Origin of the sequence: Salinisphaera sp. SWV1, from assembly GCF_052044155.1 — a bacterium.
Classification (GTDB): Bacteria; Pseudomonadota; Gammaproteobacteria; order Nevskiales; family Salinisphaeraceae; genus Salinisphaera.
The window spans coordinates 150148-163080 of record NZ_JBQDYE010000003.1 but is presented as its reverse complement, the minus strand read 5'-3'; the positions used below and the strand labels follow the sequence as shown (position 1 = coordinate 163080).

Below are 12933 nucleotides of genomic sequence, written 5' to 3'. Positions count from 1 at the left end.
CGCGGAGAACAAAGCGCAGGCAGCCGTTCGCGCCACGATCGAACCAGTGCCCCCAAATGACTCACCGCCATCTGCGTAAATCTGTGAAATCTGCGGATAAATGTCTTAAAGAACGAAGAGACAGGTCACGTGGCGCCTCGAAACCATAGAGATCTCGAACCCAATCCGCCATTTGCGTTCATTGGCGGACTGAAAACGTGAAATGCCAACCCTCAACGACCCACCACCACCTGCGTGAATTGTGGACAATGTGGTGGGTTTACACGCTTGGGGTTGCGCCGCGGGTGGTCTCTCATGCCTGGGTGCCGGTGTTGAACTCGCGCACGTTGGCAAACGTGATATCCGGCCAGCGTTCCTCGGTGAGCTGTAGCTTGACCCGAGAGGGGGCCAGATACACCAGTGCCCCCGAGTGGTCTTCCGCCACGCCGGTATCCATGCGATTACGGAAGCGCTCGATCTCGCGGGGCTCACCGTAGATCCAGCGGGCGGTGTAGACCTCGATTCCCTCGAAGCCGGCGTTGACGTTGTATTCCGTGCGCAGGCGCTCGGCGACCACGTCGAACTGCAGCGTGCCGACCGCCCCCAGAATTACGTCGTTGTTGTGCAGGGGCCGGAACACCTGGGTCGCGCCTTCCTCGCAGAGCTGGTCCAGACCCTTGTGCAAGGCCTTGGCCTTGAGCGGGTCGCGCAGGACCACGCGCTGGAACAGTTCCGGCGCGAAGTTCGGGATGCCGGTGAAGGCCAGATCCTCGCCTTCCGAGAAGCAATCGCCGATGGCGATGGTGCCGTGGTTGTGGATGCCGATGATGTCGCCCGGCCAGGCGGTGTCGGCTGCCTCGCGGCGGTTGGCCATGAAGGTGATGGCATCGCCGACGCGGATATCCTTGCCGGCGCGCAGATGCCGCATCTTCATGCCTTTCCTGTAATGGCCCGAGCAGATGCGCATGAAGGCGATGCGGTCGCGATGCTGCGGGTCCATGTTCGCCTGGATCTTGAACACGAAGCCCGACAATGGTTCTTCGCTGGGGACGACTTCGCGCGAGGTGGCTTCGCGCGGTCGCGGCGCCGGCGCCCATTCGACAAACGAATCGAGCAGGGGCCGGATGCCGAAGTTGTTGACCGCCGAGCCGAAGAATACGGGCGTGACCTCGCCGGCCAGATAACGATCAAGGTCGAAGCCGGAGCCGGCCTCGCGCACCAGCTCGATTTCCTCCAGCAGTTCGTCGTAGTAGTCGCCGGCGATTTCCTTGAGGCGCGGATCGTCCAGGCCGTCGAGGGTCACGGTCTTGCCGCCGGCCTCGTTGTCGGAGCCCTCGTAGAGATGCACCTTGTCCTCGAGCAGGTGATACACGCCCTTGAACGCCCGGCCCATGCCGATCGGCCAGGTGATGGGCGCGCACTCTATCTTGAGAATCTCCTCGATCTCGTCGAGTACCTCGATCGGCGGCCGGCCGTCGCGGTCCATCTTGTTGATGAAGGTGAAGATCGGCGTGGTGCGCAGCCGACAGACCTCCATCAGCTTGATCGTGCGCGGCTCCACGCCGCGGGCGATGTCGATCACCATCAACGCCGAGTCGACCGCGGTCAGCGTGCGATAGGTATCCTCGGAGAAATCCTCGTGGCCCGGCGTGTCCAGCAGGTTGACGATGCGTTCGTTGTAGGGGAACTGCATCACCGAGGTGGTGACCGAGATGCCGCGCGATTGTTCCATCGCCATCCAGTCCGAGGTGGCATGGCGGGTCGCCTTGCGGCCCTTGACCGTGCCGGCGAGCTGGATCGCGCCGCCGAACAACAACAGTTTTTCGGTGAGGGTGGTCTTACCCGCATCCGGGTGCGAGATGATGGCAAACGTGCGTCTCAGCGCTGCCTCCTGCGCGGTCTGACGGGTGTGGGCAGTGGCGGCCTGGTTCATTTTGCACTCCGATCGGACGACCGAGCGTTCGTATGTCGCTGAGTCGACTCGAAATAATAGCTGTATAGTGCAGCTCTATGTTGCCTTGAGAGAATTTCAATTAGCCGCGGTCGCGGCCGGTGACTATATTTTCATCCAACGGCGACGGCGCAATACCGTTGCCATCGCAGAACCGGTGTTCCCCCTTCACCGACTCTGCCCGCGCAGCCGCACCCTACCCGAGTCGAGCGGCTGCGCTTACAGGGTGCCGCCCGCCCCCTGGCGGTGCCCACTGGCTGGCCCGGATCGGATGCCCTCCCGATTCGGGCCTCTTTTTAGGTGCGAAACAAGCCGGCATGCCCCCGAGTCAGGCCACCGTGAACGGCGATGGCAGATCGATTTCGTCGGCGGCCTGTTCAGAAACGTCGCCGACCCGGGCCATGCCGGGGCCTTCGTGCAGCCAGTCGCGCAGTGCGTCGAGATTCCCGGGCGCACCGCGAGCCATCAACTCCACATCGCCGTCGCCGCGATTTCGCACCCAGCCGTCGAGAGACAGCTTGCGGGCGGTGTCGCTGGTCGCGGCTCGAAAGCCCACGCCCTGAACCCGACCGCGGACACGGAAATAACGTGTTTCGGACATGGCGTCTTGCAGGCGTATACTCAAAGCCGAGATTGTACATGTTCGGAGACACGTGCATGTGGCGAGCCATCAAGCATCGGGCCGCCCGGCTGGGCGGTCTGGCGACGGCGGATCGGTCTGGCGCGCGCGAGGCCAGTCTTCGTCTGACCCTGCCCAATCCCTATGGCGGGCCCGCGTGGGTCACCGCCACGCTGGCGTTGTCCGCCCGTCAGCGGGGCATGGGCGAGACGGTGCGGGTGCGCGGGCATATCGACAGTTGTTTTCGCATGCCGGCACATGGTGCCGATCGTGTCGCACTGGCGCACGAAACGACCGCCGATGCGCATCCATTGACGCGTTACGCGCGCCGGGCGGCGGCCTCGTTGACGCGTCGGGCGGTGGCGCGGTTGCCTCGTGGCGCCGGTCTGCAGCTCGCTGAACAGCGCCGGCGGCGCTGGATCGACATGCAGATCAGTACGGCGCCGCTGGCGGCCGGGGCCGCTGCCTTGATGCCGGAAGCCCTGCGCGCCGTCTATGGCGATCGGTTGCCCCAGGCCATGCCGGGCGGTCCGCGTGTGGGGGTCTGGTCGGGGCCGGCCGGTGGCCCGCGTGGTGGCCTGGCGCGGCTGGCCATGGTCCAGTTCGATCAGCGTGATCGCGACGGGCACTATGGCAGCGACGCGGATGAGCGTTTCAGTCTGAATCTCAGTCTCGCCGAGGTGGTCGAGCCGGCCGGCGACAGCGATCACCCGGAGTAGGCAGGACGCCGGCACCGGTCGCGGCAGCGGCTACGCGCTGTTGTCCTGTTCCGGGTTGAAGCCCAGCCGGGCGAGCAGCCCTTCGAATTCATCGAGATCGTGGAACGCAATGCGCAGTTCACCCCGACGCCGGCCCGGGTCGTACTGGATGTGCACCGCATTGCCCACGTGCTCTGCCAGCCGCTGTTCCAGGTCTGCCAGTTCGGGCGGGACGCCGGTGGTGGTCGCGCGCGGCTGACCCTGTTCGCGCACCCAGTGTTCCAGCCGGCGTACGCTGACGCGCTCGGCCACGGCGCGCCGGGCCAGCCGGATCTGGGCCGGCACATCCAGCCCGGCCAGAATCTTGCCGTGCCCGATCGACAGTCGGTTCTCGTCGAGCAGGGCCTGGACCGGTGCGGCGAGCTGGCGCAGGCGCAGGAAATTGCTCACGTAGGCGCGTGATTTGCCGATGCGCGTGGCGATCGCGTCATGGGTCAGGCCATGGATCTCGCCCAGTCGGGCCAGGCCGTGGGCGGTATCCATCACGCCGAGCGATTCCCGTTGCAGATTCTCGATCAGTCCGAGTACGCGGGCCTGTTCAGGATCGAGATCGTTGCGCACGATCGCCGGCAGTTCGGCCAGCCCGGCGCGCTGCGCCGCGCGCCAGCGCCGCTCGCCGGCCAGCAGCCGGTAACCGTGTCCGGCATCGCCGGTCACCACGATCGGCTGGATCACCCCCGATTCGCGGATCGAGGCCGCCAGTTCGGCCAGGCCGGCCTCGTCAAAGCGTGTGCGCGCCTGATTTGGGTCGCGCACAATCGATTCGATCGGCAGTCGCGCGATACGGTGTTCGGCAGACGGAGCTGGTTTGTCGATATCGGGGGTCAAGATGGGTGGGGTCTGCGTGCTAAGCTCGAACCAACTGAGCCAGTGTAAACCCCGGCGGCCTGGCGGACCCCGAGCCGCGAGCGAGGAGTGATATGCGCATTCGGCAGTATCTCAAGCCGCGGACCGTATCGCGCGAGGTCGAGTCGATCGTGGATCGGTTGCCGATGGGCAACATCGGCAGCCTGGGGTACGACCCCTGGGGGCTGAATCCGGATACCGCCAAGATCACGTTCACGGCAGTGCGCTGGTTGTACGAGAACTACTTCCGGGTTCAGGCGCATGGTCTGGAGAACGTGGCCGCCAGCGGTCGACTGCTGATCGTCGGCAACCATAGCGGCCAGTTGCCCATGGACGGGGTGCTGGTATCGTTTGCCGTCGCCAACAAGGGCGACGGGGCGCGCCTGCCGCGGTCGATGATCGAGCGCTGGTTTCCCTCCGTACCGTTTCTCGGCAACTGGATGAACTCGGTCGGCGGTGTGATCGGCGATGCCAAGAACTGCGCCAAGATGCTCGAACGGGAGGAAGCGATCACGGTCTTTCCCGAAGGCGTGCGCGGTTCGGGCAAGCCGTATCGGCTGCGCTATCAGTTGCAGCGCTTCGGCCATGGTTTCATGCATCTGGCGATGGAGTACAACACGCCGATCGTGCCGGTCGGTGTGGTCGGTTGTGAGGAGACCATGCCGTCGCTGGTCAATATCCGGCCGCTCGCGAAGATGCTGGGCATGCCGTATTTTCCGCTCTCGCCGCTGGTGCCGCTGCCGGCCCGGGTGATTCTGAATTTCGGCCCGCCGATGCATTTCCCCAACGACGTCACCAGCGAGCGTGATGTGGAATGGCGGGTGGAAGAGGTCAAGGACGCCATCCGCGACCTGATCGATGCCGGCATCGCCCAGCGCAAGAGTATTTTCTAGATCATGAGCGCAAGCGACGACAACAAGGACGACAAGCCTTCCGCGGGGCCGGCCGGCCGGGACGCCCGCAAGACGCCGGCGCGCCGCGGCCCGGTCGGCGCGCCGAAGCCCCGGGCCTCGAAAGTCGGCATGGGGCACGGTGATCGCGGCAAGATCATGGTTACCGGGGCGGCCGGCGCGCTGGCCCAGCATGTGATCGCCGATCTGACCGAGCACGGCTACCAGGTGGTCGGCGTCGAATTCCGGGGGGTCCAGGATGAGTACCCCGATACCGTCGACTACGTCGTGGATTTCAATCAGCGTCCGTTCGAGGACGTGTTTCGCGAGCATGACTTCGTCGGGATTGCGCATCTGGGCCGTATCCGGTTCACCCAGTCGACCCGCGGCCGGCGCTATTCGGCCAATGTGGTGGGTACGTCACGTCTGTTGCGGCTGGCGCGCAAGTACGGCGTGGAGAAGGTGCTGGCGTTGTCGACCTTCCACGTCTACGGTGCGGATGCGCGTAATCCGAGCCTGATTGACGAGGAGTATCCGATGCGGGCGGCCAATCTCATGCCCGAGATCGTGGATGCCGTCGAACTCGAAAACCTGTTCAATATTCACCTGTACAAGCATCCGGAGCTCAACATCGTGGTGCTGCGCCCCTGCAATATCGCGGGTCCGGGTATCAAGAACGAAATCAGCCGCATGCTCGCCCAGCGGGTGGCGCCGTGCCTGGTCGGGTTCTCGCCGTTGATGCAGTTCATTCACGTTGCCGACATGTCGGCTGCCGTGGTCGCGGCGTTCGAGCAGAACCACCCGGGCGTATATAATGTGGCACCAGACGATTACGTGACCTATCAGGACGCCCTTCAGCTGGCAGGATGCCGCCGCCTGTTCCTGCCATCGGTTCCTCCGGCACTCGCTCGACGCGCGGTTCGCACGCTCGGTCGGTTGGCGCCGCCCGAATACCTGATCGACTTCTTCAAGTATTCGGTGATCATCGATGGTGGCCTGTTCTCACGTACCTATGACTTCACACCGCAGTATTCGCTATCGGAGTTGTTCGCCCACTATCGCGCCTTGAAGTAGCGCGGGGGCTGCGCCCGTTCCGAGGTTGAGAACTTCATGCCTACTACGTCGCGTTTCCATTTCGCCCTGGTCAGTCTTCTGTCCGTGCTGGTCCTGGCGGGCTGTGTCCACAGCCCGCCTTCGGATCCGTGGGACCCGTTGGAGCCGGTCAACCGCTTCGACTTCAAGCTCAACAACAAGGCCGACCAGTACGCCGTCCGGCCGGCGGCCAAGGTGTATAACAAGGTCGTCCCGGCGCGGGTCCAGGCCAGCGTGACCAATTTCTTCGACAATGCCAGCCAGCCGGTGACGATGGTCAACAGCCTGCTGCAGTTGAAATGGGGCAAGTTCAACCAGTCCCTCGGCCGTTTCATGATCAACACCTCGGTCGGTTTGGGCGGGCTGTTCGATGTGGCGAGCAAACTCCACGTGCCGCACCCGGACGAGGATTTCGGCCAGACCCTGGGCTACTGGGGGTTGGGTCCGGGCATGTACATCTACCTGCCCCTGCTGGGGCCGTCCGACGGGCGTGATCTGATCGGCAAATTCGGGGATCAGTTCACCAACCCGATCAACTACATGAGCCAGGTCAACGCGATCAGCAACGACTATCCCTGGGTGCCGTATGCGCTGCGCGGGATCGAGGGCCTGAACCTGCGGGCCAGCCTGCTTGGCTTTGATTCGACGCTCAAGCAGCAGTTCGATCCCTATGCCTTCGTGCGCAGCTATTATCTGGAGAGTCGCCAGAAGGCGGTGTACGACGGCAACGTGCCGGCTCGCCTGACGCGCTCCGACGACGGTTCCAGCGATTTTCCGGCCGCCGCACCCGACTCGGGCAAGAGCAACTAGTCGATTCGTGTCCGATGACGCGGATATGGCAGCGCTCATGCAGATGACGCGCGATCAGCTGCATGCGGCCGCGACGCGCTACTACAAGACCCGCGGTCCGACCGAGCCCGATGTTGTACTGATCGAGTACGGTGCGGCGCGCGCGGTGTTCAAGGACTACGGGCGCGCGCCCGGTTGGTTCAACCGCTGGCTTGCCCCGGCGCTGCTCTGGCGCGAGGTGAGCGCACTGGTGGCGCTGGATGGCCTGGACGGCGTGCCCCGTTTGTACCGCCGGGTCGATGCGCGTGGCGTGCTTGTCGAGTATTGCCCGGCGGCGCCCTGGGCGCGGGCGCGCCCGCGCGATGTGGCCTACCAGCGGCTGGATACGCTGGTGACGGCGATGCACGCGCGCGGCGTGGCGCATGGCGACCTGCGGGGCGGCGGCAATATCCTGGTCGATGATGACGATCGGCCCTATCTGGTCGATTTCGTGGCGCGCGTGCGTCGCGGTCGGCGCTGGAATCGGCCCTGGAACTGGGTCTTCGACCAGTTGGCCGCCGCGGATCGCAGCGCGCTGGCCAAGCTGCGGGTACGTCATGCGCCCCATCTCGCGAGCGCCGAGGACTATGCGCGACGCCATCCGAGCACCGGCTTCGCGCGTTTCGCACGGCGCCTCGGCCAGCGTATTCGCCGCGGCGTGCGTTTGTTCGGGGCACGCGGCTGAGCGCCCATGCTTCGATTCGTTCTGCGTCTGTTGCTCATATTCATGCCGCTCGTGCGCTGGCCGCTACGCGCATGGATCGGCACCCATGTATCGCCGTCGGACCTCAACGAGCTGGCGCTCGATATCAGCAAGCCGGTCTGCTATGTGCTGCCGGTGAACAGCCTGCTCGACTGGCTCGTGCTGGAGGCGGTCTGCGATAGCCACGGGATGCCGCGGCCCCATCTGGCCGGCAACCGGTTGCCGACGGCCCGGCGCGCGGTGGTGCTCGCCGTCCCGGTGGGGCGCTCGCGCCAGCGCTCCGAGCTGCAACGCATCGTCGCCCGGGGTCTGCACGATCAGTCGTTCGATGTGCAGCTGGTGCCGGTGTCCGTGTTCTGGGGCCGCAATCCGGTGCAGGAAACCTCGATCTTCCGGATACTTTTCGCCGATTCCGAACGCTCCAGCCGGTTGCGCAAGATACTGATCGTGGCCGCCAACGGCCGTAACACCCTGGTGCACTTCGGCCAGCCCATCGATTACCGCAATGTGGTCGACGAATCCGCCACGCCCGGCGTGCTGGTACGCAAGCTGGTGCGCGTGCTGCGGGTGCATTTCCGGCGCCAGCGCGCCGCCACGCTGGGACCGGGGGTGTCGCGCCGGGCCCAGCTTATCGACACCTTGATGGCCAGCCCCAAGGTGGTTGCCGAAGTCACGGAAACGGCGCGTCGCGAGCGCAAGAACGTGGCCGCGATTCGGGTGCGCGCGCGCGAGTATGCCGACGAGATCGCGGCCGACTACTCGAATATTGCCATCGGCTTCATGTTGCGGGTGCTGACCTGGCTTTGGCATCGCATCTACGACGGCATTGACGTCAAGCATTTGCCGCGGCTGCGCGAGGCGGCCCACGACAACCGCGAGGTGATCTATCTGCCGAGCCATCGCTCGCATATGGATTATCTGCTGCTGTCGTACATCCTCTATCAGGAAGGGCTGGCGTTGCCGCAGATCGCGGCCGGCGTGAACCTGAACTTCTGGCCGGTCGGCGGCCTGCTGCGCCGTTGCGGGGCGTTCTATCTGCGCCGCAGCTTCAAGGGCGACCGGCTGTATGCCGCCGTCTTCCGCGCCTATGTCGAGACGCTGGTCGCGCGCGGCCAGCCCATGAAGTTCTACCCCGAGGGCGGGCGCAGCCGTACCGGTCGTCTGCTCGCGCCCAAGACCGGCATGCTGCAGATGACCGTGGCCAGCGCGCTGGCCACCAGCGGTCACGCCCCGGTATCGGTGGTTCCGGTGTATATCGGCTACGACCGGGTGATGGAGGTCAAGGGCTACTTCGACGAACTGCGCGGCACGCGCGTCAAGAAGGGCGAGACCATGGGGGATCTCGTGCGCGGTTCCACCCGGGTGCTCAAACGTAAATATGGCCGTGTGTTCGTCTCCTTTGGCGCGCCGATCGAGCTGCGCGGATTCGCCGATACCCACCAGCCGGACTGGCGCGAGCGCGTGGCCGAACTCGGCGTGGATTCGCGCGCCAAGTGGCTGCAGGAGTTCACGGATACGCTGGCCGCCGAGGTCATGCGCGGCATCAATGCAACCGCCACCCTCAACGCCACCGGCCTGGCTTGTCTCATCCTGCTCGGCGCCCCACAGAAGTCGGTGGCCGAGGACGAGATGATCCACAGCATGACGTTGCTGGCCCGGCTGGCGCATGTCTGCCCGTATTCCATCGATGCCAGTGCGCCCGAGCCCGACGGCGCGGCACTGCTGGCCGAGGCGGAGCCATTGATGCGGCTGATCCGGGCGCCGCACGCCTGGGGCGATATCCTGACCGTGGATTCACGCCAGGCCGTGTTGCTGACCTATACCCGCAACAACGTCATGCATCTGTTCGCGTTGCCGTCGCTGATCGCGAACTTTTTCGCCCACTTCGAGCAGCGTAACGAAAAAGCATTGCTCGACGACGCCGTCGAACTCTACCCACTGCTGGCCTCCGAGCTGTTCCTGCGCTGGCAGGCCGACGAATGCCGCTCAGCGTTGGTCGATGCGGTCGAGGGCATGATCGAATGCGGCCTGTTGTGGCGCACCGAAAAGGGGGCGCTGCGCCGCCCGGTGGCGGGCAGCCAGGCCTTTGCCGCGCTGATGAGTCTGGCGCGCATCATGCGGGAATCGCTGGAACGCTATGCCATGACCGCCATGCTGCTGAGCCACAATCTCGAGGTCGGCGTGGTCGAACGCGGTCGCTTCGAGCGCCAGTGCCAGCTCATGGCCGAGCGCATGGCACTGTTGACCGGTCGCAACAGCCCGGAATTCTTCGACGCGCGCTTGTTCCGCAACCATCTGCAGACCCTGGTCAAGGCGGGATTGCTGCGTCAGGAAGGCAACCGGCTGTATATCGACGAATCGCTGCGGCATCTGGCCGAGCATGCCTTGCGTCTGCTCGGCTCGGACATTCGCCAGACCATTGCGCACCTGACATCCATGCCGCAGCTCGAAGACGCCGCGCCGGGGCAGACGCTGGGCTGAGCCCATGACCGGCGCTGGCTCATGCGTCTGGCGCCGAGTCGATTAACGCGCGCAACGGCGTCCGGCGCGCACTGCCAGCCGGCGGCTGCCGGCCATGCCGCGGGTGCGCGCGATGCCGGGTCGTATGCCGGCGCCGGGACGGCAGACCCGGCCCATCAATGGGCCTTGCTTTGCCAGGTTTCGATTGCCGCGATCATGTGTTCGCAGGCCTGGGTCAGGCAGTGGTGGGCATCCTTGCGCTCGTCGTCGTCCAGATGCGACCAGGCCATGGCGATGTAGCGCACGCCGGGATCGAGCACGGCCTGCGCATTGATCTGGTTGTAGGCGGTCTCGAGCGCCGCCAGGCACTGGCCGATGGCGTCCGGCGGCAACTCGGCTTCCTGGAAGACCATGACGCAGGCGGCGGTCGCCGCCCTGTCGATCAGATCGGCCTTGTCGGTGGCGGCTTCGGGATGGTGCTCGCGATACAGGTCGGCGAGCCGGGTCACCATATCGACCAGCGCCAGCATGGCCGGCATGTCGTCGAACAGATACTTGTGCCCCCGCTTGGCGGCGGTTTCGGCCGCGGCCTGCAGCGCCGGCCCCACCACGCGGTGATAGGTTGCGGGATCCAGGGCCTCGGGCGGGATGGATTCAGGGTCCAGCGGCGTGTCGTTTTCGTTGCTGCTCATCGGATCACTCTGTCATGCCGTTCAAGATAAGAGGGGGGGCGGGTCGGGTCAGCTTTCCGCGATGGTGACCAGCACGCGGCCGCCACCCATGTCGCTTCGAGTCAGCTCGATCTCGCCGTTGTAGGAATGCACGATCTCGGCGGCCACCGCCAGACCGAGCCCCTGGCCTTCGCGCGTGCGGTCGGCGCGTACGCCGCGCTCGAGCAGGCGGTGCGGCTGGGATTCGCTGAAGCCGGGGCCGTTGTCGTCGACCCATAGCGACAGCATGCCCTGGTCGCTGCGCCGGGCATCCACGATCACGCGGTCCTTGCCGTACTTGGCCGCGTTGTCCATCAGCGTCCCCAGCAGTTCCGTGATGTCGCCCTCGTCCACGGGCACGCGCAGGGTCGGCGGGATTCGGATGTCGAAGCGGATGCCGGATTCGGCGTAAACCTTGGCCAATGCCCGGCCGAGGCGCTCGGCGATGGGGGCGAGCGCGAGTCGACGCGTGAGACTGCGCTTGCCGGCGGCGGCCGCCTTCTGCAGTTGATAGTCCAGGATGTCATTCATGCGTGCCAGCTGGGATCTCAGCGCGCTGCGTTGTTCGCCGGACAGCGTCGGGTCCTCGGCAATGCCGCGCAGAATGGCCATGGGCGTCTTCAGGCTGTGCGCCAGGTCGCCGAGCGCGTTGCGGTAGCGGGTCAAGCGTGCCTGGTCGTTGACCAGCATGGTGTTCAGGTTGCTGACCAGTGGCTGGATCTCGTCCGGGTACTGGCCTTCGAGACGCCGGTCGTCATCCGACTCCAGATTGGCGAGGTTGCGCGCGAGGCGGCGCAGCGGGGCCAGCCCCCAGCGCAGGATCAGCAACTCGACGATCAGCAGAATCAATGCCGAAACCGACAACAGCGTCCACAGCACGCCCTGAAAACGCTGCATTTGTTTGGCAAAGGTGGAGGTGTTCTCGGCCACGACCAGGGTATAGCGATAGTCCTTGCCGCCTTCGGTCACCCAGCGGAAGCCGAACGACAGGGTGAGCAGCTGATTGCCATTGTCGCGTTTGAGGCGCATTTGCTGCCACTGGCCGACGGCCGGCAGGGCCGGCATGTCGATGCTGCCGAGCAATGAGGGCGAATGCCAGATCATCTGTTTTTTCTTGTTGAGCACCATGGCGTAGAGGCCGGAGTCGGGGCGGGAAAGATCGGACTCCGGCAGGACCCGCGGCGCCAGGTTGAACTGGCCGTCGTTGGTGATGTCCGCGCTGCCGAGCAGGGCATAGGACAATCCCTGCAGGCGGTCGTGCTCGGCCTGCTCGGCGCGCTCGCGAACCGCGGTCTGCAAGGCGACGCCGGTCAGCCCGATAAACGCGACCAACAGCACCGCGGTCGCGGCCAGCAGCCGCGCCCGCAGTGAGTTCATCACGGCGCGGCGCTATCGGCGGTCGGCCGCGGGCGGTCGTCGCGGGCCAGGCGATAGCCGCGGCCACGCAGGGTCTCGATCGGCTTGCGCGTGCCGTCCGGATCGAGCTTGGCACGCAGGCGACGCACGAACACCTCGATCACGTTGGAGTCGCGCTCGGCGTTCTCCTCGTAGATGTGCTCGGTCAGGGCCGTCTTCGAGATCACCTCGCCGGCGTGCAGCATCAGGTACTCGAGTACGCGATACTCGTAGGCGGTCAGATCGATCGATTCCTCGCCAACGAAGACTTCCTGGCGCGAGGTGTCGAGCACGATATCGCCGGATTCCAGCCGCGGTTGGGCCCAGCCGCGCGAGCGCCGGACCAGCGCCTGAATCCGGGCCGACAGCTCTTCCGGCTGGAACGGTTTGACCACGTAATCGTCGGCGCCGGCTTCCAGGCCCTCGACCTTGTCCTGCCAGCGGCTGCGCGCGGTGAGGATCAGAATGGGGTAGTCCAGCCCGGCTTCGCGGACTTCAGCAATGATGTCCAGACCGGTCGGGCCCGGCAGGCCGAGGTCGATGATCGCGATGTCGATCGGGTATTCCTTGGCATAGAACAGGCCTTCTTCGCCTTCGCCGGTCTCGTCGACTGCAAAGCCTTCCGAGCGCAGACGCTCGCAGACCTGGGTGCGCAGTTCGACATCGTCTTCGATCACCAGAGCTCGCATGCGTGCTTACCTT

General features: G+C 65.3%; 12 protein-coding genes. 6 read left to right on the top strand and 6 right to left on the bottom strand.

The annotated features are described in order from the left end of the window. Positions 1 to 292: 292 nt before the first annotated feature. Positions 293 to 1912: a peptide chain release factor 3 gene (locus ACS8YF_RS02785; RefSeq protein ID WP_440848692.1), complete on the bottom strand. Its 1620-nt coding sequence runs from the start codon at positions 1910 to 1912 to the stop codon at positions 293 to 295. 346 nt (positions 1913 to 2258) lie between these two features. After that, complete coding sequence (locus ACS8YF_RS02780) at positions 2259 to 2531, bottom strand: acylphosphatase (protein WP_440848691.1); 273 nt, start codon at positions 2529 to 2531, stop codon at positions 2259 to 2261. A gap of 56 nt (positions 2532 to 2587) precedes the next feature. Here ACS8YF_RS02780 and ACS8YF_RS02775 point away from each other — a divergent pair, with 56 nt between their 5' ends. Continuing rightward, the gene (locus tag ACS8YF_RS02775) at positions 2588 to 3268 is read left to right on the top strand and encodes a hypothetical protein (protein ID WP_440848690.1); all 681 of its coding nucleotides are present in this window, start codon (positions 2588 to 2590) and stop codon (positions 3266 to 3268) included. A 30-nt stretch (positions 3269 to 3298) separates the two neighbouring features. Here the strand turns inward: ACS8YF_RS02775 and ACS8YF_RS02770 are convergent, their stop codons facing one another. Further along, positions 3299 to 4135, bottom strand: coding sequence for a ParB/RepB/Spo0J family partition protein (locus ACS8YF_RS02770; protein ID WP_440848689.1), 837 nt, complete (start codon positions 4133 to 4135; stop codon positions 3299 to 3301). A gap of 92 nt (positions 4136 to 4227) precedes the next feature. Here ACS8YF_RS02770 and ACS8YF_RS02765 point away from each other — a divergent pair, with 92 nt between their 5' ends. From ACS8YF_RS02765 to plsB, 5 genes are read left to right on the top strand one after another with little or no spacing between them, the layout of a single operon-like run. Continuing rightward, positions 4228 to 5046 (top strand): lysophospholipid acyltransferase family protein, encoded by an 819-nt coding sequence (locus ACS8YF_RS02765; protein WP_440848688.1) that lies wholly within the window; start codon positions 4228 to 4230, stop codon positions 5044 to 5046. 3 nt (positions 5047 to 5049) lie between these two features. Next, positions 5050 to 6117 carry an NAD-dependent epimerase/dehydratase family protein gene (locus tag ACS8YF_RS02760; RefSeq protein WP_440848687.1) on the top strand — a complete coding sequence of 356 codons (1068 nt, stop codon included), beginning with the start codon at positions 5050 to 5052 and terminating at the stop codon, positions 6115 to 6117. Between the two features lie 36 nt (positions 6118 to 6153). Next, positions 6154 to 6945 carry an MlaA family lipoprotein gene (locus tag ACS8YF_RS02755; RefSeq protein WP_440848686.1) on the top strand — a complete coding sequence of 264 codons (792 nt, stop codon included), beginning with the start codon at positions 6154 to 6156 and terminating at the stop codon, positions 6943 to 6945. A gap of 7 nt (positions 6946 to 6952) precedes the next feature. Further along, positions 6953 to 7648: a hypothetical protein gene (locus tag ACS8YF_RS02750; protein ID WP_440848685.1), complete on the top strand. Its 696-nt coding sequence runs from the start codon at positions 6953 to 6955 to the stop codon at positions 7646 to 7648. Positions 7649 to 7654: 6 nt separating this feature from the next. Next, entirely contained in the window at positions 7655 to 10147 is a 2493-nt protein-coding gene (plsB, locus tag ACS8YF_RS02745) for a glycerol-3-phosphate 1-O-acyltransferase PlsB (RefSeq protein ID WP_440848684.1), read from the top strand. Between the two features lie 155 nt (positions 10148 to 10302). On the opposite strand, the gene ACS8YF_RS02740 is transcribed toward plsB, so the two are convergent. Genes ACS8YF_RS02740 through ACS8YF_RS02730 form a run of 3 tightly spaced genes read right to left on the bottom strand, consistent with a single transcriptional unit; the run spans position 10303 to position 12920 of the window. After that, positions 10303 to 10818, bottom strand: coding sequence for a hypothetical protein (locus ACS8YF_RS02740; protein ID WP_440848683.1), 516 nt, complete (start codon positions 10816 to 10818; stop codon positions 10303 to 10305). Positions 10819 to 10866: 48 nt separating this feature from the next. Then, complete coding sequence (locus tag ACS8YF_RS02735) at positions 10867 to 12213, bottom strand: ATP-binding protein (protein ID WP_440848682.1); 1347 nt, start codon at positions 12211 to 12213, stop codon at positions 10867 to 10869. Beyond that, on the bottom strand, positions 12213 to 12920 hold the full coding sequence (locus tag ACS8YF_RS02730) for a response regulator transcription factor (RefSeq protein WP_037339052.1): 708 nt from the start codon (positions 12918 to 12920) through the stop codon (positions 12213 to 12215). Before ACS8YF_RS02730 ends, ACS8YF_RS02735 begins: the two co-directional genes overlap by 1 nt. Positions 12921 to 12933: the final 13 nt, after the last annotated feature.

Excerpts from the sequence above, each read along its gene's own strand:
- ACS8YF_RS02785 (WP_440848692.1), bottom strand. The coding sequence starts at position 1,912 with ATGAACCAGGCCGCCACTGCCCACACCCGTCAGACCGCGCAGGAGGCA.
- ACS8YF_RS02780 (WP_440848691.1), bottom strand. The coding sequence starts at position 2,531 with ATGTCCGAAACACGTTATTTCCGTGTCCGCGGTCGGGTTCAGGGCGTG.
- ACS8YF_RS02775 (WP_440848690.1), top strand. The coding sequence starts at position 2,588 with ATGTGGCGAGCCATCAAGCATCGGGCCGCCCGGCTGGGCGGTCTGGCG.
- ACS8YF_RS02765 (WP_440848688.1), top strand. The coding sequence starts at position 4,228 with ATGCGCATTCGGCAGTATCTCAAGCCGCGGACCGTATCGCGCGAGGTC.
- ACS8YF_RS02760 (WP_440848687.1), top strand. The coding sequence starts at position 5,050 with ATGAGCGCAAGCGACGACAACAAGGACGACAAGCCTTCCGCGGGGCCG.
- ACS8YF_RS02755 (WP_440848686.1), top strand. The coding sequence starts at position 6,154 with ATGCCTACTACGTCGCGTTTCCATTTCGCCCTGGTCAGTCTTCTGTCC.
- plsB (WP_440848684.1), top strand. The coding sequence starts at position 7,655 with ATGCTTCGATTCGTTCTGCGTCTGTTGCTCATATTCATGCCGCTCGTG.
- ACS8YF_RS02740 (WP_440848683.1), bottom strand. The coding sequence starts at position 10,818 with ATGAGCAGCAACGAAAACGACACGCCGCTGGACCCTGAATCCATCCCG.
- ACS8YF_RS02735 (WP_440848682.1), bottom strand. The coding sequence starts at position 12,213 with ATGAACTCACTGCGGGCGCGGCTGCTGGCCGCGACCGCGGTGCTGTTG.
- ACS8YF_RS02730 (WP_037339052.1), bottom strand. The coding sequence starts at position 12,920 with ATGCGAGCTCTGGTGATCGAAGACGATGTCGAACTGCGCACCCAGGTC.